Below are 26,225 nucleotides of genomic sequence, written 5' to 3'. Positions count from 1 at the left end.
CGTCTTGGCACACTCTCGGCACAACGGGGGGTCGCTCTTGTCGCGGGCTTTGGAGAGCGAACCTTCCGTTTTTCAGGCAGTTTTCGCAACAAAAGAATTTCTTTCTGTGCGGGTCAGTATGCCCCACACGGCCGCGTTGGAAGGGTTAGTACACCCGGATGAAGACTTGGACCGATTTTGGCCCTATAGCCGAGGCCAAAGCATGGCCGGGCGTCGACCTGAAGGCCGGGAAGCGAAGGGGTTGAATAACCAACGCCTCTCTGTGTGGAGATGAGAGGCCAGTAGGGAAAAGATGATTCGAGACGCTGCCGTCGCTGATAGTCATTCCGAACGCCGACGCGCCGCTCGCATTCCGAGGGCCACACCGCCGCCAGTCCCACTAGCATTCACGATGTGATGTACGACCTCACCCGACTAGGCCACACCCGGTTTGAACACCTTGTTCAGGCCCTGGCGCTCGCACACCTCGGCCATGGAGTCGACGTTTTCGGTTCCGGCCCCGATGGCGGCCGTGAGGCGACCTTCCGAGGCAAAGTCAATATGGAGGGCAAAGGAGAGTGGGGCGGTTATGGCGTAATACAAGCAAAATATAAAGAGCGGCTGACCACCACCGCAGCCGACCAGACTTGGTTTTTCGAGACGCTTGCCACAGAGCTTAAATCGTGGATCAATCCCAGAAAAAAGCGCTACAAAAAGCAGCCTGAGTACCTAGTCATAGTCACCAATGTCCCGCTCACCGCAGTGTCGAGCAACGGCGGCCTAGATCGGCTCGAACAATTGTTTAACCGGTATCGCGATCTCACGGAAGAGCTTGACGATGGCACGATTCGGAAAATCGGAATTCCACAATTCAAGGACTATGCCATCTGGCACGCGGAGTATCTCGACAGGCTCTTAGAAACTAACGGTGAAGTGCGTCGCAGCTACGCCGACCTGGTGTTGCCTGGCGATGTCATCGCGCGTGTTTATCAGCAGATCGCGGCGGACGATGGACGGATAGCGGACGCCTGGATCGGTCACATAGCGCGTGCGCTGAAGGCCGACACGTCGGTCGAACTCGGAGAATCGGGCGACAAGTCCAACATGCCGCTGTCGCTGGCTGAAGTCGCCGTCGACCTTCCTGCAGTTTTCGACCCACGAGAAAAAGATGATCGGCCAGCCTTGCGAAGGCTGGTTGAGCGGTCAGACCAGATTATGACGCCTTCGCTCGTGCCGGCCGTGAGAGATCGCGTTGTGGTCCTCGGGGGGCCCGGTTCTGGCAAGTCCACGCTCTCACGGTTGCTCTGCCAGATCTATCGCGTAGCACTCATCCAGCAAGTCGCCATCGGCAAGGTAACTGAGCAGGTCGCGGCACGTGCGAGGGATATCCGTGAGGCGTTCGATGCAGCGAATCTACCTACACCCACACTCCATCGTCTGCCGGTGCGCGTGGTGTTGAGCAGCTACGCAGATGCCGTGAGTGCATCCACAGATCTCACGCTGCTGCAGTACATCGTGCAAATCATTAGCCATCGCGCATCGGACCCGATAGACGTATCAGAGGCGAAGCGCCTCGCCGCAGCATGGCCATTACTGGTGGTGCTCGACGGGATGGACGAGGTCGCTTCAGCCCGAAATCGCAGCGAGGTGTCGGCTCGAATTTCGGATTTCCTCACTGAGATGGCCGCGCTTGGAGCAGACGTCTTTACCGTGTGTACGTCGCGCCCAATCGGCTTTGAAAGGGACGCGGATATTGACTACGAAGAATTACATCTTGAGCCGCTGCACCGTAAACACGCAATGGCATATGCATCTAGACTATTGTCACGCCGATTCGCCGAAGATCCTGATCGCAAGCAGCAGACGCTTGAACGCCTAGATAAAGCGTCACAGAATACTGACACAGCACGCCTGATGACGACACCGCTTCAGGTCACGATTTTGAGCCTCATACTCGAACAGCGACGGCAAGCGCCCGCGAGTCGGTATGCATTATTCAAAATCTATTACGACACGATTTACGCGCGGGAGTGCAATAAGCCCGAGGGAATCGGTGACATACTCGAGATATACCGGGCTCAATTCGATCAATTACACCAGCGATGCGGCCTCGCTATACATGCCCAAGCGGAGCGCGCAGGCGCCGCCCAGTCCGTCCTACCAATGGACGAACTCAAGGCCATCGCACGTACCATCCTCGAATCAGAGGGCCATGGCGAAGCTGAGATCGCCGATTTGATCGGGCAGATACTTCATCTCGCTCAACAGCGGTTGGTTCTCCTGGTACCAAGGATGGACGGGGTGGCCTTTGAAGTCCGCAGCCTCGCGGAATTCTTCGCGGCTCGCTGCCTGATGGCGGGGGAGGACGCGGCCGACAAACTGGAATTGCTGGTGCCATCTGCTCATTGGCGGCATACATGGCTCTTGGCAGCTGGGTACATCTTTTCGGAGAGGCTGTCGCTCCGCGATGCCGTTGTGAGCCGGCTCTCCGCCGCGGACCACAGCAGCGCAGTGAACCGCCTCGTGATGCCGGGCGCCGTGTTGGCTGTCAATGCGCTACAAGACGGGTTCGCCGCGAGCACACCAAGATTCGAACGGGACCTCGCACTCGCCACACTTCGGTTGCTGACGGGGCCTAGTGGAGAGCACATCACCTGGCTTGCGAGGGTTCTTGCGCCCATCATGGCCAGCTCGGAGCACGTGAGCACCGCGGTTTGGCGTGAGACGGAAGCGCTCCTGGTCGATCAGACGGCTCCCACAACGCGAAAATTTCTCTCCGGCTTAGGGGAAACGGACTACGCAGCAATCTCAATTCGTGCACAGCGTCTGGTCAACGACTATTTTTCAAAGCCGCGGACGTCGCCGGCCTACTGGTACGTCAGTGCCACCAAGGTTTTCCAGAGAATCTGGATGCGCTTGACCGAAGCGGGCCTTACCGATGGCAAGGGTTCCGACTACTCCTATGTCACCGCGCTTGCCCGCAGGGGCACCGACGGCAGCGAGGACGACCGTCTCGTGCTGGCTGCTCGGGAGATCATGGAGGAGGGGTGTCGAGAGAGCCACGACGCGCGGTCACAGATACGCGAGTGTCTGGCAGAAGCAATCGAACGCGATCGCGTGGGCCAGATGCTTTATATTAGGGACCGGGCTCACACCACCGGTACGTCCTAGTGCCGAGGTAGGTCAATAGCTAGATCTTTGGAGTCTAGGTGTATTCGGCAGTCAGGTTGTGACAGTCGTCTGGCCAGGGGTTGTCCTCCGAGGATGGCAAGGATATGAATTGCTCGACCGTTGGGTCGGGCCTGTCTCTGAACGGGTGTCTACCTCACCCCTCCGGTGGCTCGAGACCACCGGCTGTAGTCGCGTTGACCTCGGGCCGTCCCATCGGTACTGGTGGCGCACTCGGGAAACGTCGACACGCGCAACAGATGCACAGCGTCCCAACAAGGCCCTAATGTCGGCTTGTCCTGCCTTTGCATCCGTTCGGCACACTCTTGGCGCAACGGGGGTCTGAAAACAATTCTGAATCCGGCTCACAAGCCTCTGAGCTGGAGTTTTGATGGTGGGCGCGGACGGTATCGAACCGCCGACCGCTGGTGTGTAAAACCAGAGCTCTACCACTGAGCTACGCGCCCCGTCGCAGGCACGGTACACGCCGTGACCGCGAGACCGGAAATTCAAGGCCCCCGCACGGCCTCCAGTGCGTGCTGCCACACCGTCTGGTCGCGCACCTGGCCCGGTTCCATCATCTCGGCGAACCGGATCACGCCGGCCCGGTCGACGACGAACGTGCCGCGGTTGGGGTATCCGAGATCGGCGTTGAACACCCCGTAGGTCTGGGTGACGGCACCGTGGGGCCAGAAGTCCGACAGGATCGGGAAGGTGAATCCGCTTTCGATGGACCAGATCCGGTGGGTCGGGGGTGGGCCGACGGAGATGGCCAGCGTCGCGATGTCGTCGTTCTCGTAGCGCGGCAGGTTGTCCCGGATCTCACCGAGTTCGCCTTCGCACACACCGGTGAACGCCAGGGGAAAGAACACCAGCAGCACATCTTTGACGCCGCGATACCCGCTGAGGGTGGTCGGCCTGCCGTTCTGGTCCCGGAGCGTGAAATCGGGCGCCGGTGCCCCGACAGCCAACACTATTGCCGCTTTCCGGCGGCCTTCGATTTCGGCTGCACCAACCGGCTTGCCGTCCAGTCCCCCAGCTTGGCCGACGAGGTCTGCATCAACCCGGCCGTCGGCGCCGATTCGGCGATCTCGGCCGGCAGCACGTGCCCGGGCTTGCCGGTCTTGGGTGTCACCACCCAGATCACGCCGTCCTCGGCCAGTGGGGTGATGGCGTCCATCAACCGATCGACGAGATCCCCGTCGTCGTTTCTCCACCAGAGCAATACGACGTCGACGACTTCGTCCGCATCCTCATCGAGCAGCTCGGAGCCGCACGCTTCTTCGATGTCGGCCCGGATGTCGTCGTCGCTGTCCTCGTCCCAACCCAGTTCCTGGACTATCTGGTCTTTTTGAATGCCCAGTATGTGAGCGTAGTTCGGGCTAGAGTCCGTCCCCGCCGCCGCGACCACCGTCGATCCTCCTTCGTCTTTCGTCGAGCCTCTCTCAAGACTTGTCCGTTGCCCGCCCTCATGCGCGCGTGATGCGTGTGTGCCTATCGTCGCACGACAGTGCACCAGCGCGGGCGTCCGGCGGGCGTGTTTGTCGGCCTGCTCATCGGTAAGCCTGGTCGCATCGGGTCAATGCGTTCTCCCGGGCGTCGTTCGAACGCGACGAGGCCGCGTTGAACTGATCCGGGCCGACGTTGCCGGATATGGCCGCCACCAGGGCCCGCGCCGAGTCGATCCACTCGGTCAGCGCCGCGCGCAGATCCGGTGACAACGCGTCGGACAAACCGGAGCTGACCAGGTCGGCGCTGCGGTTGAGTCCGTCGATCGCCGGACCGGCCTTGGCCTGGGTGTCACCACCGTTGTTGACCGCCTCGACATAGCCGTTGACCGCGTTGACCGCGTCCACGGCCGACGTGCTGAGGTCCTCGCACACGGTGTGGATGGCGCGGGTGGTCAACGAGGCCTGGCGTTCGGATTCGCGGGTCACCGAGCTCGCCGACGACTCGGCAATCGAGGCCGAGACCGATGCCCGGTACGCCGGCGCCACCGCGGAATCGACCTGCGCGGTACCCCCGGTAACAGAGGTACAACCCACCACGACCATGGCGATCACCGCCGCACCCCCCAGCGCGCCCGCGGCGATCCGCCCCCTTGCCCCAAACTGCCCATCAACCGGCACGATCTGCAGACGTTACCGCTTCACAAAGCAACCGATGGGTAACTTACGCACCACCACCCCCAGCGGGGCGCGGGCGGCAGGATGGGTGGACGATAGAAGGTGCCACAAGCACTGTCAGTTGTTACCGCCTAACAAGGAGCGGATGTTGACCACCGAGTTCGCGCGCCAGGATCTGGCCCAAAACTCCTCCACCGCAGCAGAACCCGACCGGGTCCGGGTGATCCGGGAGGGGGTCGCCTCGTACCTGCCCGACATCGACACCGACGAGACCGGCGAATGGCTCGAATCGTTCGACGAGTTGCTCGAGCGATCCGGCCCGGCGCGGGCCCGGTATCTGATGTTGCGGTTGCTGGAACGCTCGCGCGAGAAGCGCGTCGCGATCCCCGCGCTGACCTCGACCGACTACGTCAACACCATCCCCACCGAACTGGAGCCCTGGTTCCCCGGTGACGAGGACACCGAGCGTCGCTACCGGGCCTGGATCCGGTGGAACGCGGCCATCATGGTGCACCGGGCCCAGCGGCCGGGAGTCGGTGTGGGCGGCCATATTTCGACGTACGCCTCGTCGGCGTCGCTGTACGAGGTCGGCTTCAACCACTTTTTCCGCGGCAAGTCCCACCCGGGCGGCGGTGATCAGGTCTTCATCCAGGGCCACGCCTCCCCCGGCATCTACGCCCGCGCGTTCCTCGAAGGCCGTCTGACCACCGACCAACTGGATGGTTTCCGCCAGGAGCACAGCCATCCCGGCGGCGGCCTGCCGTCCTACCCGCACCCCCGGTTGATGCCGGACTTCTGGGAGTTCCCGACGGTGTCTATGGGTCTGGGCCCGATGAACGCCATCTACCAGGCCCGGTTCAACCACTACCTGCACGACCGCGGCATCAAGGACACCTCCGATCAGCACGTGTGGGCGTTCCTCGGCGACGGCGAGATGGACGAGCCGGAGAGCCGCGGCCTGATCCAGGTGGCCGCCAACGAGGCGCTCGACAACCTGACGTTCGTCGTGAACTGCAACCTGCAGCGTCTGGACGGCCCGGTGCGCGGCAACGGCAAGATCATCCAGGAGCTGGAGTCGTTCTTCCGCGGCGCGGGCTGGAACGTCATCAAGGTGGTGTGGGGCCGCGAGTGGGATGCGCTGCTGCACGCCGACCGCGACGGCGCGCTGGTCAACCTGATGAACACCACACCCGACGGCGATTACCAGACCTACAAGGCCAATGACGGCGCCTACGTGCGGGACCACTTCTTCGGTCGAGACCCCCGCACCAAGGCCCTGGTCGAGCCGATGACCGATCAGGAGATCTGGAACCTCAAGCGCGGCGGGCACGACTACCGCAAGGTGTATGCCGCCTACCGGGCCGCCATGGAGCACAAGGGCCAGCCCACGGTCATCCTGGCCAAGACCATCAAGGGCTACACCCTGGGCAGCCACTTCGAGGGCCGCAACGCCACGCATCAGATGAAAAAGCTTGCGCTGCAAGACCTCAAGGACTTCCGCGACGTTACCCGGGTGCCGATCTCCGATGCCCAACTGGAGGAAGATCCCTACCTTCCCCCGTACTACCACCCCGGCCCGGAGACCCCGGAGATCCGCTACCTGCTGGAGCGTCGCCGGGCGCTGGGCGGGTTCGTGCCGTCGCGACGCACCAAGAGCGCCGCATTGCCGCTACCGGGCTCCGACACCTACAAGGCGCTGAAGAAGGGGTCGGGTCAGCAGGCCGTGGCGACCACCATGGCGACGGTGCGCACGTTCAAGGAACTGTTGCGGGACAAGAACATCGGGCCGCGGATCGTGCCGATCATCCCGGACGAGGCCCGCACGTTCGGCATGGACTCGTGGTTCCCGAGCCTGAAGATCTACAACCGCAACGGGCAGCTCTACACCTCGGTGGACTCGGAGCTGATGTTGGCCTACAAGGAATCCGAAGTCGGCCAGATCCTGCACGAGGGCATCAACGAGGCAGGCTCCACCGCATCGTTCACCGCGGTCGGCACGTCGTACTCGACGCACAACGAGACGATGATCCCGATCTACATCTTCTATTCGATGTTCGGGTTCCAGCGCACCGGTGACGGGCTGTGGGCGGCGGCCGATCAGATGGCCAAGGGCTTCGTGCTCGGCGCGACCGCCGGGCGCACCACGCTGACCGGTGAGGGCCTGCAGCACGCCGACGGCCATTCCCTGCTGCTGGCCTCGACCAACCCGGCTGCGGTGACCTACGACCCGGCGTTCGCCTACGAGATCGCCCACATCATCGAGCACGGGCTGCAGCGCATGTACGGCGAGCATCAGGAGAACGTCTTCTTCTACATCACCATCTACAACGAGCCCTACGTCCAGCCGGCCGAGCCGGACGATCTGGACACCGAGGGTTTGTTGCGGGGCATGTACCGGTACCGGCGGGCGGCCGAACCGCGCGCGCACACCGCGCAGATCCTGGCGTCGGGGGTGTCGATGCCCGAGGCACTCCGGGCGGCGGACCTTCTCGCCGAGAAGTGGGACGTCGCCGCCGACGTGTGGTCGGTGACCAGTTGGGGTGAGCTCAACCGCGAGGGCGTCGAGATCGAGAAGCACCGGCTGCGTCATCCCGATCAGCCGGCCCGCACCCCGCACGTGACCACGGCGCTGGCCGATGCGGCCGGCCCGGTGGTGGCGGTCTCGGACTGGATGCGTGCGGTGCCCGAGCAGATCCGGGCCTGGGTTCCGGGCACGTACATCACGCTGGGCACCGACGGTTTCGGCTTCTCCGACACCCGGCCCGCGGCGCGGCGGTACTTCAACACCGACGCCGAGTCGGTCGTGGTGGCGGTGCTGGAGGGCTTGGCCCGCGACGGCGAGATCGATATGTCCGTGGCGATCGCGGCGGCCAAGGAGTACAAGATCGACGACGTGTTCGCCGCGGCGGTCTCCTACGTCGACACCGGGAGCGCCTGACCCGCACGACGGACACTTGGAGGAATCCACCAGAAAGTTGGCGTAGCTTTTAGGAGTGCCCGACAACAATCGGTTCGTTCCGCCCAGGTCGACCGTCGAGGTCCTCGAGAGCGTGCCCGACTCGGTGTTGCGCCGGCTCAAGCAGTATTCGGGCCGGCTCGCCACCGAGGCGGTGCACGCCATGGCCGAGCGGCTGGATTTCTTCTCCGATCTCGACGCGTCGCAGCGGGCCAGCGTGCAGCTGGTGGTCCAGACGGCCGTGGTCAACTTCGTCGAATGGATGCGGGATCCGACCAGCGACGTCAGCTACACCGCGCAGGCGTTCGAGGTGGTGCCCCAGGACCTGCGTCGTCGCATCGCGCTGCGGCAGTCGGTCGAGATGGTGCGCACGTCGATGGAGTTCTTCGAAGAGGTGGTGCCGCTGCTGGCCCGCTCCGAGGAGCACCTCAGCGCCCTGACCGCCGGCATCCTGCGCTACAGCCGGGATCTGGCCTTCGCCGCGGCCAGTGCCTACGCCGACCAGGCCGAGGCCCGCGGAGCCTGGGACCTGCGTATGGAGGCCAACGTGGTCGACGCGGTGGTCCGCGGCGACACCGGACCCGAGCTGCAGTCGCAGGCCGCGGCGCTGAAATGGGATGCCACGGCGCCGGCCACGGTGATCGTCGGGCTACCGCGACCGGACCGGTTGGACCTGGCCCGCGACGACATCCATGAGGTCGTCAAACGCAATGACCGGGCCGCACTGTCGGATGTGCACGGCACCTGGCTGGTGGCGATCGTGTCCGGACCATTGTCGGCAACCGACCGCTTCCTGGCCGACCTGTTGACGGTGTTCGCCGACGGCCCGGTGGTGGTCGGCCCCACCTCGCCCACGCTGACGGCGGCTCATCGCAGCGCCACCGAGGCGATCTCCGGGATGAACGCGGTGGCCGGGTGGCCGGGCGCACCGCGACCGGTGTCCGCGCGTGAGCTGCTTCCCGAACGGGCCCTGCTGGGTGACGCGACGGCGATCGCGGCGCTGGAGACCGAGGTCATGCGGCCATTGGCCGATGCCGGTCCGGCCCTCACCGAAACCCTCGACGCCTTCCTGGATTCCGGCGGCGCCATAGAAGCTTGCGCTCGCAAATTGTTCGTTCATCCAAACACGGTCCGCTACCGGTTGAAACGGATCGGCGACTTCACCGGGCGCGATCCGGCGCTGCCCCGCGACGCCTATGTACTGCGGGTGGCCTCGACAGTGGGCCGACTGAGCAAACAGGCACACCAGTCGAGCACGCCAAACGGCGGGCCCGGCGCGGTGCCGGCCATCCGCCCGGCGCATACCGGTATTCAGCGGTCACTGAACACCCGGTGATCGACGGATCGGTCACTGTGACAGATTTCGCTGCGGTGTAGGCAACGTCGCATCACATGCACTTTTGTGGGGAACCTACAAAAACATAAGACGAGGTTCATAATCTCTTACATCCCGCAAAACCGTCTTCACAGTGTTCTCTTAATGACGTGCCTCAACCCGTGCTCGCATTGCTCGCCCCTGGACAGGGGTCGCAGACGCCCGGAATGCTCGCCGCCTGGCTGGAGCTTCCCGGCGCGGCCGATCGTCTCGCCACCTGGTCGGAGATCAGCGGCCTGGATCTGGTGCGTCTGGGGACCACTGCCACCGCCGAGGAGATCACCGATACCGCGGTGACACAGCCGCTGGTGGTGGCCGCCACCCTGCTGGCCTATGAGGAACTGACCAAGCGTGGCCTGCCCGCCACCGCGGAGACCATCGTCGCGGGTCATTCCGTCGGCGAGATCGCTGCCTACGCCATCGCCGGCGTCATCTCCTCCGACGATGCGGTCAAGCTGGCCGCCACCCGCGGCGCCGAGATGGCCAAGGCCTGCGCCGTCGAGCCGACCGGTATGTCGGCGGTGCTCGGTGGCGACGAGGCCGAGGTCCTGGCCCGGCTCGAATCCCTCGACCTGGTCCCGGCCAACCGCAACGCCGCCGGCCAGATCGTGGCCGCCGGCGCGATCGCCGCGCTGGAGAAGCTCGCCGAGGATCCGCCGGCCAAGGCCCGCGTCCGCCAACTGGCCACCGCCGGTGCGTTCCACACCCACTACATGGCTTCTGCGCTGGACGGGTACGCCGCGGCCGCAGCGTCTGTAACGACATCGGAGCCGACGGCGACACTTCTGTCGAATGCGGACGGACAGCCGGTCACCTCGGCTGCCGATGCAATGGAGAAGCTGGTGTCCCAGCTGACCAAGCCGGTGCGCTGGGATCTGTGCACCGCCACCATGCGGGACCGCTTCCAGAATGCGGAGCGGGCCGGGATCGTCGAGTTCCCGCCGGCCGGCACCCTGGTCGGCATTGCCAAGCGTGAGCTGAAGGGCACACCGACGCGCGCGGTGAAGGCCCCCACCGATCTGGACGGCTTGGACGAGCTGTAAGTCCAGCAACAACCGAATAGCACGAACAACCCGAACGTCCCTGAATCGACCTTCGCACTCGGAGGCCGGTATCAACAACAAGAAGGAGCCATCGTGGCCGCCAGTCAAGAAGAAATCATCGCCGGTCTCGCCGAGATCATCGAAGAGGTCACCGGCATCGAGCCGTCCGAGGTGACCCCGGAGAAGTCGTTCGTCGACGACCTGGACATCGACTCGCTGTCGATGGTGGAGATCGCCGTGCAGACCGAGGACAAGTACGGCGTGAAGATCCCCGACGAGGATCTGGCCGGCCTGCGCACCGTCGGTGACGTGGTCTCCTACATCCAGAAGCTCGAGGAAGAGAACCCCGAGGCTGCTGCCGCCCTGCGCGAGAAGTTTGGCTCGGAATGAGCAAACCTTCCACTGCTAACGGAGGCTTCCCGAACGTCGTGGTGACCGCCGTGGAGGCAACCACGGCGCTCGCTGCTGACATCGAGAGCACGTGGAAGGGCCTGCTGGCCGGAGAAAGCGGCATCCATGAGTTGACCGACGACTTCGTCACCAAGTGGGACCTTCCGGTGCGTATCGGTGGTCACCTGGTCGACGACATCGACAGTCACCTGACCCGCATCGAGCTGCGCCGTAACTCCTACGTGCAGCGCATGTCACTGGTGCTGGCTCGCCGGCTGTGGAAGAACTCGGGTGCGCCCGAGGTCGATCCGGATCGTTTCTCGGTCGTGATCGGCACCGGTCTCGGTGGTGGCGAGAAGATCGTCGAGACCTACGACGCGATGAACGAGGGCGGGATCCGCAAGGTCAGCCCGCTCGCCGTTCAGATGATCATGCCCAACGGTGCGGCTGCGGTCGCCGGTCTTGAGCTCGGCGCCCGCGCCGGGGTCATCACACCGGTGTCGGCGTGTTCGTCGGGATCTGAGGCCATTGCTCACGGCTGGCGTCAGATCGTCATGGGTGACGCGGACTTCGCCGTCGTCGGCGGCGTGGAAGGCGGTATCGAGGCCCTGCCGATCGCGGCGTTCTCGATGATGCGCGCCATGTCGACCCGCAACGACGATCCCGCGGGTGCGTCTCGGCCGTTCGACAAGGATCGTGACGGCTTCGTGTTCGGTGAGGCCGGCGCGATGATGATCATCGAGACCGAGGAGCATGCCCTGGCCCGTGGCGCCAAGCCGCTGGCTCGGCTGATGGGTGCCGGTATCACCTCGGACGCGTTCCACATGGTGGCCCCGGCGGACAACGGTGTCCGGGCCGGTGCAGCCATGAAGCGTGCACTGGAAACCGCGGGCCTGGAAGCCAAGGACATCGACCACGTCAATGCCCACGGCACAGCCACTCCGATCGGTGATACCGCCGAGGCCAATGCCATCCGGGTTGCCGGCTGTCAGAACGCCGCGGTGTACGCGCCGAAGTCGGCTCTGGGCCACTCGATCGGTGCGGTCGGCGCGCTGGAGTCGGTCTTGACGGTGCTCGCGTTGCGCGACGGGGTGATTCCCCCGACGCTCAACTACGAGACGCCGGATCCGGAGATCGATCTCGATGTGGTTGCGGGCGAGCCTCGTTATGGCGACTACAAGTACGCCGTCAACAACTCGTTCGGGTTCGGCGGCCACAATGTGGCCCTGGCCTTCGGTAAGTACTGAGGCCTGACACCCGGCCCCTCCCTAAGTAATCCCGGAAGGTAAACACCGAGGGAAAGCACGGAAGGAAGAACTCCGTAAATATGGCGGGATTGTCCACTGGGAACGGTCTTCCCAATGTGGTTGTCACCGGCGTAGCCATGTCGACGGCGCTGGCAACCGATGCTGAGAACACCTGGAAGAAGCTGCTCGACGGTCAGAGCGGCATCCGGAGGCTCACCGATTCGTTCGTCGAGGAGTACGACCTGCCGGTTCGCATCGGCGGCCACCTCCTCGAAGAGTTCGATTCGGAGCTGACACGCGTCGAACTGCGCCGGTTGTCATATTTGCAGAAGATGTCGACGGTCATCGGCCGTCGGGTGTGGGCCAATGCCGGCTCCCCCGAGGTCGATGCCCGCCGCCTCATGGTGTCGATCGGCACCGGTCTGGGTTCTACCGAAGAACTCGTGTTTGCCTATGACGGAATGCGGGCCAAGGGCCTGCGTGCGGTGTCGCCGCTGGTGGTGCAGATGTACATGCCCAACGGCGCGGCAGCCGCGATCGGGCTCGAGCGCAAGGCCAAGGCCGGGGTGTGTACCTCGATCTCGGCCTGCGCCTCGGGTTCGGAAGCCATCGCCAACGCATGGCGCCAGATCGTCCTCGGTGAGGCCGACATCGCCATCTGCGGTGGCGTCGAGACCAAGATCGAAGCCGTGCCGATCGCCGGCTTCGCTCAGATGCGCATCGTGCTGTCCAACTCCAACGACGATCCCGAAGGCGCCTGCAAGCCCTTCGACAAGGATCGCAACGGCTTCGTGTTCGGCGAGGCCGGCGCCCTCATGGTGATCGAGACCGAGGAACACGCCAAGGCCCGCGGCGCCAACATCCTGGGCCGTCTCATGGGCGCGAGCGTGACCTCGGACGGCTACCACATCGTGGCGCCGGACCCCAACGGTGAGCAGGCCGGCTATGCCATGACCCGCGCCATCCAGCTGGCGGGTCTCAAGCCCACCGACATCGACCACGTCAACGCCCATGCCACCGGCACCAACGTCGGTGACGTGGCCGAGAGCAAGGCGATCAACAACGCCATGCTCGGTCACAAGCCGGCTGTCTACGCCCCCAAGGGCGCGCTCGGCCACTCGGTCGGCGCAGTCGGCGCGGTCGAGTCCATCCTGACCGTGCTGGCCTTGCGCGACGGCGTCATCCCGCCGACGCGCAACCTGCACAACCTCGATCCGGAGATCGATCTGGACGTGGTGGCCGGCGAGCCGCGGCAGGGCGATTTCCAATACGCAATCAACAATTCGTTCGGATTCGGTGGGCACAACGTCGCGCTCGCCTTCGGAAAGTACTGATACCCAGGGCTTTCCACTAAGGAGACCTACATGACGATCATGGCCCCCGAGGCAGCCGCCGAATCACTCGATCCGCGCGATCCGCTGCTGCGTCTGCAGACGTTCTTCGACGACGGCAGTGTGGAGCTGCTCCACGAGCGGGACCGCTCCGGCTTGCTGGCCGCGGCCGGCACCGTCAACGGCGTTCGTACGGTGGCGTTCTGCACCGACGGCACCGTGATGGGCGGGGCCATGGGCATCGAGGGCTGTGCCCACATCGTCGACGCCTACGACACCGCGATCGAGGAGCAGAGCCCGATCGTGGGTATCTGGCACTCCGGCGGTGCGCGGCTGGCCGAAGGCGTCAAGGCGTTGCACGCCGTCGGTCTGGTCTTCGAGGCGATGATCCGCGCGTCGGGTTACATCCCGCAGATCTCGGTGGTCGTCGGATTCGCCGCGGGTGGTGCGGCCTACGGGCCGGCCCTGACCGACGTGATCATCATGGCCCCGGACAGCAAGGTCTTCGTCACCGGTCCGGACGTGGTGCGCAGCGTGACCGGTGAGGACGTCGACATGGTGTCGCTCGGCGGCCCGGACGCCCACCACAAGAAGTCCGGTGTGTGCCACATCGTGGCCGACGACGAGCTCGACGCTTATGAGCGTGGCCGTCGCCTGGTCGGATTGTTCAGCCAGCAGGGCCATTTCGACCGCAGCAAGGCCGAGGCCGGCGACACCGACCTGGCCGCGCTGATGCCCGAGTCGGCGCGCCGTGCCTACGACGTGCACCCGATCGTCGAGGCACTGCTCGACGAGGGGGTTCCCTTCGAAGAGTTCCAGGCCAAGTGGGCCCCGTCGATCGTCGTCGGCCTGGGCCGGCTGGCCGGTCGCACGGTCGGCGTGATCGCCAACAACCCGCTGCGCCTGGGCGGCTGCCTGAACTCCGAAAGCGCCGAGAAGTCCGCGCGTTTCGTGCGGCTGTGCGACGCATTCGGCATTCCGCTGGTGGTCGTCGTCGACGTGCCCGGCTACCTGCCCGGTGTGGACCAGGAGTGGGGCGGCGTGGTGCGTCGCGGCGCCAAGCTGCTGCACGCCTTCGGTGAGTCCTCGGTCCCCCGCGTCACCCTGGTGACCCGCAAGATCTACGGCGGCGCCTACATCGCGATGAACTCGCGGTCGCTGAACGCCACCAAGGTGTTCGCCTGGCCGGACGCCGAGGTCGCCGTCATGGGCGCCAAGGCGGCGGTGGGCATCCTGCACAAGCGCAAGCTGGCCGCGGCTCCCGATCACGAGCGCGAGGCCCTGCACGAGCAGCTGGCCATCGAGCACGAGAAGATCGCCGGCGGTGTGGATTCGGCAATCGAGATCGGTGTGGTCGACGAGAAGATCGATCCGTCCCACACCCGCTCCAAGCTGACCCAGGCGCTGGCCGAGGCCCCGCACCGGCGCGGCCGGCACAAGAACATCCCGCTGTAACTGTTCCTTTCTCCCGCGGGTTTCTCCCGCGAGCAGACGCAAATGTCCCTGAAATCAATGGATTTCAGGGACATTTGCGTCTGCTCGCTCAATCAAAATCCGCAGCTACCGAGCCAGGTGTGCATCCGATCGGCCACCTCCCGCCAACCTGGCTCCAACATCAGGTCGTGCCCTACGTTCGGGACGACCTGTGCCACAGTGTGATACGCCGCGGCAGTCGACCGCAGATCCGATCGGGTGACATTGGGATCGCTGGCTCCGCCCATGACCAGGACGGGCGCAGTTACCCCGTTCCGCACCGTGGGCACAGGAAGCATCATCTCCGCGAGCGCGCGGGCGGGCGTTTCCATGGACAAGCGCTGCACGCAGTTGGTGACGAGAGCGTCCGGCGTTGCGGGGTCGAAGAACAACACTCTGAGGTAGTCGGCCATCTCGACGCGACGCCCGGGATGCGTCATCCGCATACGCATGCGGATAGCCGTGGACCGTCGTAACGCGCCGGCAATTCCGGTTGGGGGTAGCGAGGCCAACAACACTGCCGCAGCTGCCGGGTATCGCTGCAGGTACCGCTGGACCACGTATCCGCCCATCGAATGCCCGATCAGCACCGGTGCGGTGGGTAGCTCGTCGCTCACGCTCCGGATGTCCTCGACAAAGTCTGCGATCGAGCAGGCACCCACCGGTTTCGAGTTCGACGTCCCGTGGCCGCTCAGGCTCAGCGCCACGGACCGGTAGCCGTGTTCGGCGAAGTAACCGAGAAAGTTGTCGTCCCAACACCAGGCTGCGTGCTGGGCACCGTGGACGAACAGTAGCGGTACCGGATGCGCGGCCGTGGTCGCACCCCGCTCCAGGATTTCCAAGCTCATGGCAGCCCCCTTACCGGCACCTGTTCGTCAGCACCTGGGAGTCAGTGTGCGCCGGCGCCGCGCACAGGCGATGCGTAGTCGACTACCCGACTTGTCCGAACTCGACGATCATCTCCTCGGCTGCCTGGGCGGCCCGAGCCCGGTCGGTGGCCACCAGCCCGATGCGGGTGCGCCGGTCGAGAATGTCGTCGACGGTGAGCGCACCCTCGTGGGTGATGGCGTACTCGAATTCGGCGCGGGTCACATCGATTCCGTCGGCCACCGGTTCGGTGGGCCGCGCACAGCGGGCCTGGGCGATGACGTTGGGTGCCTCGGCCCCGTACCGGGCCACCAGCGAGGACGGCAACAGATGTTCGGAGCGCAGGGTCGACACCGGGTTGGCCGGCGCGCCCACCAACGGCAGGTTCGCCGTGCGGCAGGCGCCGGCCGACAACCCGCGAAGCGTCAGCGCCCGATCCAAGACGTCCTCGGCCATGTACCGGTATTCGGTGAGCTTGCCTCCGATGATGCTGATCACGCCGCTCGCCGACTCCACCACGGCATGCTCGCGTGACACGTCGGCGGTACTGCCCGCTCCGGTGTCGATCAGGGGCCGCAGACCGGCATAGCTGCCCCGGACATCGGCTGTGGTCAGCTCGGTGGCCAGCGCGGTGTTGACGGTGTCGAGCAGGAAGTCGATCTCGGCCGGAGTCGGTTGCGGCACATCGGGAATGGGCCCCGGCGCGTCCTCGTCGGTCAGGCCCAGGTATACCCGGCCGAGCTGCTCGGGCATCGCGAAGACGAATCGGTTCAGCTCCCCCGGTATCGGAATGGTCAGCGCCGCAGTCGGATTGCCGAATGCCGCGGCGTCGAACACCAGATGCGTACCGCGGCTGGGACGCAGCGTGAGCGCCGGGTCCAGATCTCCGGCCCACACCCCGGCGGCGTTGATGACGATCCGGGCGGATGCGTCGAAAGATTCCCCGGTGAGCTCGTCGGTCAGGCGTACCGAGGTGGCGTTCACCGCTCGGGCCGACACCCGGGTCAGGATGCGTGCCCCGTGCTGGGCGGCGGTCCGCGCGACGGCCGTCACCAAACGGGCATCGTCGATGAGTTGGCCGTCGTAGGCCAGGAAGCCGCCATCGAGACCGTCGGTGCGCACTGTGGGCGCCAGTTCGACCGTACGACGCGCGTCCACCCGGCGCGACCGCGGCAGGGTCGATGCACTCGTGCCGGCCAGCCGGCGCAGTCCGTCCCCGGCGATGAATCCGGTGCGTACCAGCGCGCGGGAGGTCCGCCCCATCGACGGCAGCAGCGGCACCAGTTGGGGCATGGCGCTGACCAGATGAGGGGCATTGCGGGTCATCAGGATTCCGCGTTCGATGGCGCTGCGGCGGGCGATCCCGATGTTGCCGGTGGCCAGGTAACGCAGGCCGCCGTGCACCAGCTTCGAGCTCCACCGGCTGGTACCGAAGGCCAGATCGTGTGTCTCCACCAACGCGACACCGAGCCCGCGGCTGGCAGCATCCAGCGCGATCCCGGCGCCGGTGATCCCGCCGCCGACGACGATCACGTCGACCCGCAGACCGTCGGCCAGTTCGCTCAATTCGGTGGTGCGCCTGGCGCTGTCGAGCGCGGTCGGTGCGGTCACGGGGCCAGGTATCCGTTCAATGCGTGGGTGAGTTCGGCGGCCAAGGCGTCGGTGTCGAGGATCGGCTCGACCATCTGCGCGGACTGGATGGCCGACTGGGTGATCAGCAGGCACATGGTGGCCAGCTGACGGGGATCCCCTGCGCGGACCCGGTTTTCGGCCATGCCCTCCTCCTGCGCAAGCTTGAGTTCACCGGCCAACGCGTCGATCAGGATCTGCTGGCTGGTACCAAGCCGCTCGGCGATGTAGACCATCGCCAGCTCGGGGGCAGAGTGCAGCACCGCCATGATCACCTCGTCGTGGCGCAACCGGCCGGCCACCGTAACGATGCGCGCCACGAGCGCCGCGCGTCCCGGCCCCCGACCGGCGGTCTTATCGAGAACACCGACAATCCGGGCGGTGAGCAGCGCGGCCAGGATCGACTGAGTGTCGGGAAAGCGCCGGTACACGGTCGGGCGGCTGACCCCGGCCCGGCGGGCAATTTCGGCCAGGGTCACCCGGTCCACACCGAAGGCCAGCACGCAGCTGGCGGCGGCGTCCAAGATCTGGTCGCTCAGCGATCCCTCGTTACTGATTGACATCATGTGTAATACTGTAACGCATGACTCAGCCGGCTGCTCCGTTGTTGCCTCCGATGAAATGGGACGCCTGGGGTGACCCGCAGTCCGCCAAGCCACTCTCCGAGGGCATTCGCTCGCTGCTGCAACAGGCCCTGGGTATCGACGCCGCACCGGCCGCGGCAGTGCCGCAGGATCAGGTGCAGCTGCGGCCGTCGGCACTGTCGGATGACGATCTGCAGGCACTGTCGGCCATCGTCGGGACCCAGCACTGCGGTACCGACACCGCATCCAGACTGTTGCACGCCGGCGGAAAATCCACATTGGACCTGTTGCGCCGCAAGGACTCCGGCATCCAGGACGCGCCGGATGCAGTGCTGATCCCGGGTTCCGAGAACGAAATAGCCGAAGTGCTCCGCATCTGCAGTGACCGCCGGATCGCGGTGGTGCCGTTCGGTGGTGGGACCAGCGTGGTGGGCGGTCTCGATCCACTGCGGGGCGATTTCGCCGCGGTGGTAGCCCTCGACCTGCGCCGGTTCGACGCGCTGCACAGCCTCGACGAGGTCGCCGGTGAGGCCGAACTGGGCGCCGGGGTCACCGGCCCGCAGGCCGAGGCGATGCTGGGCGCACACGGCTTCTCGCTCGGGCATTTTCCGCAGAGCTTCCAGTTCGCCACGATCGGCGGGTTTGCCGCCACCCGGTCCTCAGGCCAGGATTCGGCCGGCTACGGGCGCTTCGATGACATGGTCCGCGGCCTGCGCGCTGTCACCCCCGCGGGGGTTCTCGACCTCGGCCGCGCTCCGGCCTCGGCGGCCGGGCCGGATCTACGCCAACTGCTCATCGGTTCCGAAGGCGTGTTCGGCGTGATCACCCGGGTGCGCGTCCGGGTCCACCCGATCCCTGAGGCGACGCGCTACGAGGCCTGGTCGTTCCCCGATTTCGCCACCGGGGCCGACGCATTGCGTGCGGTGACCCAGACCGGCACCGGGCCGACGGTGATCCGGTTGTCCGACGAAGCCGAGACCGGGGTGAACCTGGCAACCACCGAAAGCATTGGGGAACAGCGCATCACGGGTGGCTGCCTGGCCATCACACTGTTCGAGGGCACCGCGGCACACGCAGCCAGTCGACATGTTCAGACCCGCGCCGTACTGGAACAACACGGCGGCACCTCACTGGACGAGACGGCGGCCCGGGATTGGGAACACGGCCGGTTCAACGCGCCGTACCTACGTGATTCACTGCTGGCGGCGGGCGCACTGTGCGAAACCCTGGAGACGGCCACCACGTGGTCCAACCTCGCCGCGCTCAAAGCCGCGGTCACCGAGGCCCTGACCACCTCGCTGGCCGAATCGGGGACCCCGGCGCTCGTGATGTGCCACATTTCGCATGTGTATCCCACGGGCGCCTCGCTGTACTTCACCGTCGTCGCGGCCCAGCGCGGCAACCCGATCGAGCAGTGGCGCAACGCCAAGTCCGCGGCCTCCGACGCGATGGTGCGTACCGGAGGAACCATCACCCACCACCACGCGGTGGGGGCGGATCACCGCCCGTGGATGCGCGACGAGATCGGCGACCTCGGCGTCGAGGTGCTGCGTGCGGTCAAGGCCACGCTTGACCCGGCCGGAATCCTCAACCCCGGCAAGCTGATTCCGTGAACAGGGTCACGGTCCTGACCAATCCTCTGTCGGGGCACGGCAATGCGCCGCACGCGGCCGAGCGAGCCGTCGCGCAGTTCCAGCGCCGTGGTATCGATGTGTGCGAGATCGTCGGGACCGACGCCGCGCATGCCCGCCGGCTGGTCGACGACGCCCTCGACCGCGGTACCGATGCGCTCGTGGTCGTCGGCGGCGACGGCGTGATCTCCCTGGCACTGCAGGCACTGGCCACCGGCGATGTCCCGCTGGGCATCGTGCCCGCCGGCACCGGCAACGACCACGCTCGCGAATATCGTGTGCCCACAGGCGATCCGGAGGCGGCCGCCGACATCGTGGTCGAGGGGCACACCGAGTCCGTGGACCTGGGCCGCATCGTGGACGCGTCGGGCGCGGTCAAATGGTTCGGCACGGTGATGGCCGCCGGGTTCGATTCCCTGGTCAGTGACCGCACCAACCGGATGCGTTGGCCTCATGGCCGGATGCGCTACAACGTCGCGATGCTCGCGGAGATGTCGAAGTTGCGCCTGCTGCCGTTCCGGTTGACGTTCGACGATGGCCCCCAGCTGCGCACCGACCTCACCCTGGCGGCCTTCGGCAACACCCGCAGCTACGGCGGCGGCATGTTGATCTGCCCGGGCGCCGACCACTCCGACGGCCTGCTGGACGTCACGATGATCACCTCGGCGTCGCGCACCCGGCTGATTCGCCTGTTCCCCACCGTGTTCAAGGGCACCCACGTCCATCTCGACGAGGTGAGCACCCGACGCGCCCGGACGGTGCACGTCGAGTGTCCGGGGATCAACGCCTACGCCGACGGTGATTTCGCCGCCGCCCTACCGGTGACGGTGTCGGCGGTGTCGGGTGCCCTCCAGATCCTGGTCCCCGGCCCGGCCCATTCGACCGACACCGATTAGCAGGCCAGGTGATGGCGCCGGCCCCGCGCTGTTCACCACCGCGTTCAGGCAATCGGCGTGTTTGCCCGACGCCATGAACGGCGCACGGTAGGTTGCCTGTGGGCCGGGGTTGTGGATTGAGACACGGAGCGTCATGGATTCAACCAAGTACATCGGTCGCGTCGGCGCGCTTGCTGTCGCACTCGGCATCGGCACCGCGCTGACATCCGGAACCGGCATCGCCTGGGCCGATGACACCGGCGGCAGCTCGAGCAAGACCAGCTCCAGTAGCGACAAGGCAAGCGCGTCATCCCCAGGCCGCACCAGCGACCGCTCCAAGAGCTCCAGAGGCTCAGCCGGCGCGCCGAAGGTGAAAAAGCCCGGCCCGTCGGCTTCGGCGTCCAATTCCCAGCCCGATTCCGAGTCCAGTTCCGCCTCCAAGTCGACGTCGCCGAGTCGGCAAGGCCCGCTGTCGAAACTCGCCGACCGCGTCCGCAAAGATGTCGAGTCCAGCCTGGACGACGTCGGGAATGCCTTGCAGCGCACCGAAAGTCGACTCGAGCAGGCCCGCACCCAACTGAGCACCAAGCCGACCCGCAACCGCACGTCGGTGATCACCGGCAAGACGGAATCCGCGCCACAGTCCACCGCGTCCGACCCCGAGCCCGCGACCACCGCACCGACGCCACCGACGCCACGGGTGCACACCATCGTCGGGAAAATCCAGGACTCGGCCGACAACGTCGGCCGACTCAGCGACGACATCGTCGCGACTGTGCGCACCCCGGACACGTCCGTTGCCACCTCCGACACTGCGCCGGTGAACATAATCGCGCCGATCAAGACCAAGGCCCCCGAACCGGTTACGCCCAAGATCACCGCACCGCCGGTGGTCTCGGCGTTGCTGAGCGTGGCGGGGCTGACGCCGTTCGGCGCGGGCACCAGCCCGGTGGCACCGGCACAGTCCCCCGCCCTGTGGGCCATGGCGGCTTGGGCCCGAAGGGAATTCGAGCGGACGGTCAACCCGGCCGGTGCTCGCGTGGTGTCGCCCAACGAGGCGGCCTCGGTGGTGGCCGAGGGCGAGATCCAGCCGATGGCCGCGGTGAGTCCCACTGTCGCAGTGCAAACCGACGATCTCACGCCCAAACCGTCGGTTCCGACGTCGTTGACCCAATTCACCAAGAAGCTCAGTTGGGTCACCGGCACCGGCTACACCGACCACTGGTACGTCGCGGGCACCGACCTCGGGATCATGTGGAACAGCGGCTACGTCGACCCGGAGACCGGAAAGCCGATCATCTACACGTTGTTCGGCGACACCTACAGCCAGCCGGGCATGTCCGGTGACTGGCGCAACAACGTCCTGTTCCGCACCAGCGATTTCGATCTGTCCGACGGTCTGCAGTTCAGCGATGCGTTGATCCACGCCGGCGCGCAGCCCGGGAACCCCGGCACGCCGACGTGGTACGGCCCCGACGGGCCTCCGGCCGGCGCCGCGCAGATCATCTACGATCCGGGCGGCCTCAACGGCCTGTTCGGCACCACGTACACGATGATCCCCACCTCGGCGATCGCGATCGAAAACCCGGACGCCGTGGGCGGTTACACGCAGTACGCCACGGTCATGTCGGTCCGCACGTGGGACAACCCGGGCAGCTGGACGACGAACTATTCGGCGATCGCCTACTCCACCGACGGTGGCAAGACCTGGACCGTCGACAAGGAGACCGTGCGGTCGTCGGGGTGGTTCCGCACCAGCACGGGCTACGTTCCCGGTGACGAGCACTTCCAGCAGAACGCACTCGTGATGTCGGACGATCCGGAGGACCCGTACGTCTACGTGTACGGAACCCCCTCGGGCCGGCAGGGTTCGGCGTATGTGGCGCGGGTCAGGAAGGACCAGATCACCGATCTCGACGCCTACGAGTATTGGTCGGGTGAGAACTCCGCCGGCGACGGCCAATGGGTCAGCGGTGATCCGTCGGCGGCGGTTCCCGTCTTCGGTTCCAGCAGTACAGATTTCCTGCCGCAGCTGTACAAGGTCGCGGACTTCTTCACGTTCGGCTTGTTCACCAAGATCGCCAACGGCATCTGGGTCGGCGGCCTGCCGACCAATGGCAACGTCAGCGAGATGTCGGTGCAGTACAACGAGTACCTGGGCAAGTACGTGGTGCTCTACACCGACGGCGGCAACAACGTGGTGATGCGGGTGTCGGATTCACCGCAGGGTGAGTGGTCGGACACCACCACGCTGGTGAGCAACAACCTCACGTCGAACAGCGGCATGTACGCGCCGATGGTCCACCCGATGTCGGGCACCGATTACTTCAACAAAGTGGACGCCAATGGCAATGTGGTCGAGGACAACTCGCAGTACCTGTACTACAACCTGTCCTATTGGGGTGACTACAACGTTCGGCTTATGCAAACGGATCTGTCGTCGATGAAGACGGTCTCGGTGTAACCGGATGTCCCGAGCGCTTGCGGTGAGTGTGGCGGCCGTCGTCGTGGCCACCGCACTCACCACGAGCGCCTGCGCACACGCCGATCCCGAACCGCTGCCACCCGGACCGGCCGAAACCGCGGCGCCTCAAGCGGACTCAGCGTGCGCCGAAAACCTCAGCGATGCGTTGACTCCGGCCGAGCCGGGACAGACCGGCAACAACCGTCGCCTGCTGCTGTGCGACGGCGGCACGTGGCAACCGTTCGGCAGCCCGTATCCCGCCTCGGACCGGTGGCTGACCACCGGGCCGCCACTGATCCTGCACGGGCAGGGCCGACGGAACCCGGAGGCCAAGGCAGGCAACTGGGTGGGGACGCCGCAGACGACCGAAGCCGGGTGCAGCGTCGAGGTTGTCGACGTCCTGGGAGCCGGCCGGACATCGGAACCCGAAGCCATCAGCGCCGAACCGGGGCAGACGCTGACCTTTCAGGTCAGCGACCACATGTTCACGACGACACTCAGCGGCTACTGCCTCTGGGCGCGTAGCTGAGGAGCTACCCCACGCCCCGGCTCAGCCAGGACACCTCGGCGCCGTCACCGCCGTTGCGGTAGGGCTCCAGGGATTCGTCCCAGGCGGTGCCGAGCACGGTGTCGAGTTCGGCCGCCAGCATGTCGGCGCCGCCGGCCATCAGGGCGCGCAGTCGCATCTCGCCGACCATCACGTCGCCGTTGGCGCTCATCGCACCGCTCCACAGCCCCAGTTGCGGGGTGTGGCACCAACGGTGGCCGTCCACTCCGGCACTGGGATCTTCGGTCACCTCGAAGCGCAGCACTGACCAGGAGCGCAGGGCATTGGCCAACTGCGCCCCGGTGCCGACCGGGCCCACCCAGTTGGTCACCGCACGCAACTGGCCAGGCATGGCCGGTTGCGGGGTCCACTTCAGGTTCGCCCGCGCCGACAGGGTCGACGACAACGCCCACTCAACATGCGGGCATACCGCCGCGGGTGAGGCATGGACATACACCACACCCGTCGCCGCGTCGGCGAACTGGTTCGACGCACGCATCTGCTACTCCTTCGGCTCACGAGGGACGTCTTCCCCAACGACCTAGTGATTCCGATCGAGCATGCAGTTGTGTGTGCCGCGCGTGTCTATTGTGCCCTGTGAGGCTGGTGTTGCGCTAGTCTGTGCCGTTTTCTCTCAGCACACCATCAGATATGGCCGGCCACAGCGGGTAGGTCCAGTCGCCGAAGTCGCGGTCGGTGAGCACCACCAAGGCCAGGTCAGCGGCCGGATCGACCCACAGGAACGTGCCTGACTGGCCGAAATGCCCGAATGTCCGCGGGGAGTTTGCCGAGCCGGTCCAGTGCGGCGATTTGCCGTCCCGGAGCTCGAAGCCCAGCCCCCAGTCGTTGGGACGTTGCGCGCCGAAGCCCGGCAACACGCCGTTCAGACCGGGAAACTGGACCGTCACCGCCTCGCCGTGCAATTGCTCCGAGACCAAAGCCGGCCGCAACAGGTCGACGGCAAACGCCGCCAGATCAGCCACCGTGGACGACACGCCGAACCCGGCCGCCTCCGCCCCGCCCGACAGGTTCGTCGCCGTCATCTGCAGCGGCTCGAACACCGCCTCGGTGAGATAGTCGGCGAACTCGATGCCCGCCGCCTCCTCGACCGCGCGAGCCAACAACTCGAACCCGTAGTTGGAGTAGATGCGACGCTGTCCGGGCCGGGCGAGTACGTCGGCCGAACGCATCGACACGCCCGAGGCGTGCGCGAGCAGGTGGCGAACGGTCGACCCGGGCGGGCCGGCCGGACTGTCGAGTTCGATCGCCCCCTCTTCGACGGCGACGTGCACGGCGCGGGCCACGAGCGGTTTGGTCACCGAGGCCAGTGCGAAGGTCTTGGCGGTGTCGCCGTGGCTGGCCAGCACGCCTGATGGGCCCACCACGGCAGCCGCAGCCGAGCCGACCGGCCAATCGTCAATGACCGAGAGGACATCCGTAGCGCTCATCGCGCGTAAATCTATCGGGCCTGCCCCAGATTCCGGGACAGCAGTTCTTCGACCATCCCGGCGGCCACCGCATCCACTTCGGCAACGAGGCGACGCAGCCCGACCACTCGCCGAACCAGGTCCTGCGGATCGGCATTCGGCGCCGCCGCCAGCCGGTGCACGTCACACACCGCGCGATAGGCGGATTGGGCCGATTCGGGTTCGGTGGCCTCACACCACCGCTGCATGGATTGCCTCCAGGCCTCTGACCGCGCGGTGTCGCGGACCTGCGCCAAGGTCAATGCCCTCCGGTACACGTCGCCCGCCCATTCCACCGGCACGGCGTCGCCGAGCACCGGAAGCAGCACGTCGTCCAAGGCGAGATAGCCGTCCGGGTCACCGGCGGTCACCGCGGCCACACCGGTCAGCGCCCGCGCGAGCGTCTTCAGGGCGGGGTCGTCGAGATTCTCCGCAATCGTCGCCAGCTGCCGTGTCATCTCCGAGAATCGCGCGGTGTCGCCGGCATCGGCCGCGGTCACCGCAAGGAGGTAGGCCACGTAGCCGTGGGCCGCGGTCTCCGGGACACCGTCGAGCAGTGCCCGGGCGCGCTGGGCCCAGCTGTCGGCCGGCGCCGGGTGACCGCGGGACAGCCAGGCCAGACCGAGTTCGGCGGCCTTCATCGCTGCCATCACCGGGTCGGTACGCAGCAGTCGGGTGTGCACCTGCTCGTTGATCCGCACCGATTCGCGTCCATGCCCCTGACGCCAGGCGGCCGAGGCGTACACGGCCAGATCATCGGTGTCGAGGCCTTGCACACCGACGACTCGGCTGAAGGATTCGTAACTGGTGCGCCAGTCATTTCGCCGGTATGCCGACCGTGCCACCACCAGTAATTGAGTTCGATCATCGACCACAACCCACGGTAACGCGGCGACGCGCGGGCACGCCGAGATTCGGCCCGCGGCGACACCCGATTCAAATTGGACACCTGTCCGGTTTGCATTAGGTTGTAGGCATGAGCCAGACGGTGCGTGGTGTGATTTCTCGGTCCAAAGGCCAGCCGGTGGAGCTGGTCGACATTGTCATCCCCGATCCGGGGCCCGGTGAGGTGGT

22 protein-coding genes and 1 tRNA gene are annotated in these 26,225 nt (G+C 65.9%); 13 read left to right on the top strand and 10 right to left on the bottom strand.

The window, feature by feature from the left end:
• Positions 1–393 precede the first annotated feature (393 nt).
• Complete coding sequence (locus A5699_RS22680) at positions 394–3,150, top strand: NACHT domain-containing NTPase (RefSeq protein ID WP_157561409.1); 2,757 nt, start codon at positions 394–396, stop codon at positions 3,148–3,150.
• A gap of 389 nt (positions 3,151–3,539) precedes the next feature.
• On the opposite strand, the gene A5699_RS22675 is transcribed toward A5699_RS22680, so the two are convergent.
• From A5699_RS22675 to A5699_RS22660, 4 genes are all read right to left on the bottom strand, one after another.
• Positions 3,540–3,614, bottom strand: a tRNA-Val gene (locus A5699_RS22675).
• Positions 3,615–3,656: 42 nt separating this feature from the next.
• Positions 3,657–4,121 carry a peroxiredoxin gene (locus tag A5699_RS22670; RefSeq protein ID WP_067774198.1) on the bottom strand — a complete coding sequence of 155 codons (465 nt, stop codon included), beginning with the start codon at positions 4,119–4,121 and terminating at the stop codon, positions 3,657–3,659.
• Positions 4,121–4,558: a DUF3052 domain-containing protein gene (locus A5699_RS22665; RefSeq protein ID WP_067774196.1), complete on the bottom strand. Its 438-nt coding sequence runs from the start codon at positions 4,556–4,558 to the stop codon at positions 4,121–4,123. Before A5699_RS22665 ends, A5699_RS22670 begins: the two co-directional genes overlap by 1 nt.
• A gap of 142 nt (positions 4,559–4,700) precedes the next feature.
• On the bottom strand, positions 4,701–5,201 hold the full coding sequence (locus A5699_RS22660) for a hypothetical protein (RefSeq protein ID WP_067774395.1): 501 nt from the start codon (positions 5,199–5,201) through the stop codon (positions 4,701–4,703).
• A gap of 220 nt (positions 5,202–5,421) precedes the next feature.
• Here A5699_RS22660 and aceE point away from each other — a divergent pair, with 220 nt between their 5' ends.
• The 7 genes from aceE (at position 5,422) to A5699_RS22625 (ending at position 15,070) form a co-directional block, all read left to right on the top strand.
• Entirely contained in the window at positions 5,422–8,211 is a 2,790-nt protein-coding gene (gene aceE / locus A5699_RS22655; RefSeq protein WP_067774392.1) for a pyruvate dehydrogenase (acetyl-transferring), homodimeric type, read from the top strand.
• Between the two features lie 55 nt (positions 8,212–8,266).
• Positions 8,267–9,565: a CdaR family transcriptional regulator gene (locus A5699_RS22650; RefSeq protein WP_067774193.1), complete on the top strand. Its 1,299-nt coding sequence runs from the start codon at positions 8,267–8,269 to the stop codon at positions 9,563–9,565.
• Positions 9,566–9,726: 161 nt separating this feature from the next.
• Complete coding sequence (locus A5699_RS22645; protein ID WP_142254194.1) at positions 9,727–10,647, top strand: ACP S-malonyltransferase; 921 nt, start codon at positions 9,727–9,729, stop codon at positions 10,645–10,647.
• A gap of 93 nt (positions 10,648–10,740) precedes the next feature.
• Positions 10,741–11,037 (top strand): meromycolate extension acyl carrier protein AcpM, encoded by a 297-nt coding sequence (gene acpM / locus A5699_RS22640; RefSeq protein ID WP_003884427.1) that lies wholly within the window; start codon positions 10,741–10,743, stop codon positions 11,035–11,037.
• Positions 11,034–12,284, top strand: coding sequence for a 3-oxoacyl-ACP synthase KasA (gene kasA / locus A5699_RS22635; RefSeq protein WP_067774183.1), 1,251 nt, complete (start codon positions 11,034–11,036; stop codon positions 12,282–12,284). Before acpM ends, kasA begins: the two co-directional genes overlap by 4 nt.
• 80 nt (positions 12,285–12,364) lie before the next feature.
• Positions 12,365–13,618 (top strand): 3-oxoacyl-ACP synthase KasB, encoded by a 1,254-nt coding sequence (gene kasB, locus A5699_RS22630; protein WP_067774180.1) that lies wholly within the window; start codon positions 12,365–12,367, stop codon positions 13,616–13,618.
• 30 nt (positions 13,619–13,648) lie between these two features.
• A complete protein-coding gene (locus tag A5699_RS22625; protein ID WP_067774177.1) occupies positions 13,649–15,070 on the top strand; it encodes an acyl-CoA carboxylase subunit beta in 1,422 nt (473 codons plus the stop codon).
• A gap of 92 nt (positions 15,071–15,162) precedes the next feature.
• Here the strand turns inward: A5699_RS22625 and A5699_RS22620 are convergent, their stop codons facing one another.
• The 3 genes from A5699_RS22620 to A5699_RS22610 all read right to left on the bottom strand — a co-directional run bounded on the left by A5699_RS22620 (position 15,163) and on the right by A5699_RS22610 (position 18,150).
• Complete coding sequence (locus tag A5699_RS22620) at positions 15,163–15,936, bottom strand: alpha/beta hydrolase (RefSeq protein WP_067774173.1); 774 nt, start codon at positions 15,934–15,936, stop codon at positions 15,163–15,165.
• A gap of 82 nt (positions 15,937–16,018) precedes the next feature.
• Positions 16,019–17,566 carry a glycerol-3-phosphate dehydrogenase/oxidase gene (locus tag A5699_RS22615; RefSeq protein ID WP_067774170.1) on the bottom strand — a complete coding sequence of 516 codons (1,548 nt, stop codon included), beginning with the start codon at positions 17,564–17,566 and terminating at the stop codon, positions 16,019–16,021.
• Positions 17,563–18,150 (bottom strand): TetR/AcrR family transcriptional regulator, encoded by a 588-nt coding sequence (locus tag A5699_RS22610; RefSeq protein ID WP_067774167.1) that lies wholly within the window; start codon positions 18,148–18,150, stop codon positions 17,563–17,565. Before A5699_RS22610 ends, A5699_RS22615 begins: the two co-directional genes overlap by 4 nt.
• Before the next feature lie 50 nt (positions 18,151–18,200).
• On the opposite strand from A5699_RS22610, the gene A5699_RS22605 reads away from it, so the two are divergent.
• The 4 genes from A5699_RS22605 (at position 18,201) to A5699_RS22590 (ending at position 23,667) form a co-directional block, all read left to right on the top strand.
• Positions 18,201–19,781, top strand: a complete 1,581-nt coding sequence (locus A5699_RS22605; protein WP_067774389.1) for an FAD-binding oxidoreductase — start codon at positions 18,201–18,203, stop codon at positions 19,779–19,781.
• Positions 19,778–20,695, top strand: a complete 918-nt coding sequence (locus tag A5699_RS22600) for a diacylglycerol kinase (RefSeq protein WP_067774164.1) — start codon at positions 19,778–19,780, stop codon at positions 20,693–20,695. The genes A5699_RS22605 and A5699_RS22600 overlap by 4 nt, the downstream gene beginning before the upstream one ends.
• A gap of 133 nt (positions 20,696–20,828) precedes the next feature.
• Positions 20,829–23,138, top strand: a complete 2,310-nt coding sequence (locus tag A5699_RS22595) for a DUF4185 domain-containing protein (RefSeq protein WP_067774160.1) — start codon at positions 20,829–20,831, stop codon at positions 23,136–23,138.
• Between the two features lie 4 nt (positions 23,139–23,142).
• Positions 23,143–23,667, top strand: coding sequence for a hypothetical protein (locus A5699_RS22590; RefSeq protein ID WP_067774157.1), 525 nt, complete (start codon positions 23,143–23,145; stop codon positions 23,665–23,667).
• 4 nt (positions 23,668–23,671) lie between these two features.
• Here A5699_RS22590 and A5699_RS22585 read toward each other — a convergent pair whose 3' ends face one another.
• The 3 genes from A5699_RS22585 to A5699_RS22575 all read right to left on the bottom strand — a co-directional run bounded on the left by A5699_RS22585 (position 23,672) and on the right by A5699_RS22575 (position 25,996).
• A complete protein-coding gene (locus A5699_RS22585; RefSeq protein ID WP_067774154.1) occupies positions 23,672–24,184 on the bottom strand; it encodes a DUF3145 domain-containing protein in 513 nt (170 codons plus the stop codon).
• Between the two features lie 115 nt (positions 24,185–24,299).
• Positions 24,300–25,133 (bottom strand): serine hydrolase, encoded by an 834-nt coding sequence (locus A5699_RS22580; RefSeq protein ID WP_067774151.1) that lies wholly within the window; start codon positions 25,131–25,133, stop codon positions 24,300–24,302.
• 11 nt (positions 25,134–25,144) lie between these two features.
• Positions 25,145–25,996 (bottom strand): chemotaxis protein CheY, encoded by an 852-nt coding sequence (locus A5699_RS22575; RefSeq protein ID WP_231965805.1) that lies wholly within the window; start codon positions 25,994–25,996, stop codon positions 25,145–25,147.
• A gap of 131 nt (positions 25,997–26,127) precedes the next feature.
• Between A5699_RS22575 and A5699_RS30025 the strand changes: the two genes are divergently transcribed.
• Positions 26,128–26,225, top strand: a 98-nt coding sequence (locus A5699_RS30025; protein ID WP_231965677.1) for a hypothetical protein, incomplete at its 3' end; no start/stop codon positions are given.

The sequence above is a fragment of the Mycobacterium sp. E802 genome (genome assembly GCF_001666875.1).
Lineage (GTDB): Bacteria > Actinomycetota > Actinomycetes > Mycobacteriales > Mycobacteriaceae > Mycobacterium.
The sequence above is the reverse complement of the archived record's forward strand: the minus strand, read 5'-3'. Positions and strand labels throughout refer to the sequence as shown.

What these genes read in the sequence shown, in the direction of transcription:
- A5699_RS22605 (WP_067774389.1), top strand. Translation starts at nt 18,201, where the DNA reads ATGAAATGGGACGCCTGGGGTGACCCGCAGTCCGCCAAGCCACTCTCC.
- kasA (WP_067774183.1), top strand. Translation starts at nt 11,034, where the DNA reads ATGAGCAAACCTTCCACTGCTAACGGAGGCTTCCCGAACGTCGTGGTG.
- kasB (WP_067774180.1), top strand. Translation starts at nt 12,365, where the DNA reads ATGGCGGGATTGTCCACTGGGAACGGTCTTCCCAATGTGGTTGTCACC.
- A5699_RS22620 (WP_067774173.1), bottom strand. Translation starts at nt 15,936, where the DNA reads ATGAGCTTGGAAATCCTGGAGCGGGGTGCGACCACGGCCGCGCATCCG.
- A5699_RS22660 (WP_067774395.1), bottom strand. Translation starts at nt 5,201, where the DNA reads ATGGTCGTGGTGGGTTGTACCTCTGTTACCGGGGGTACCGCGCAGGTC.
- A5699_RS22590 (WP_067774157.1), top strand. Translation starts at nt 23,143, where the DNA reads ATGTCCCGAGCGCTTGCGGTGAGTGTGGCGGCCGTCGTCGTGGCCACC.
- A5699_RS22610 (WP_067774167.1), bottom strand. Translation starts at nt 18,150, where the DNA reads ATGATGTCAATCAGTAACGAGGGATCGCTGAGCGACCAGATCTTGGAC.
- A5699_RS22625 (WP_067774177.1), top strand. Translation starts at nt 13,649, where the DNA reads ATGACGATCATGGCCCCCGAGGCAGCCGCCGAATCACTCGATCCGCGC.
- A5699_RS22595 (WP_067774160.1), top strand. Translation starts at nt 20,829, where the DNA reads ATGGATTCAACCAAGTACATCGGTCGCGTCGGCGCGCTTGCTGTCGCA.
- A5699_RS22585 (WP_067774154.1), bottom strand. Translation starts at nt 24,184, where the DNA reads ATGCGTGCGTCGAACCAGTTCGCCGACGCGGCGACGGGTGTGGTGTAT.
- A5699_RS22580 (WP_067774151.1), bottom strand. Translation starts at nt 25,133, where the DNA reads ATGAGCGCTACGGATGTCCTCTCGGTCATTGACGATTGGCCGGTCGGC.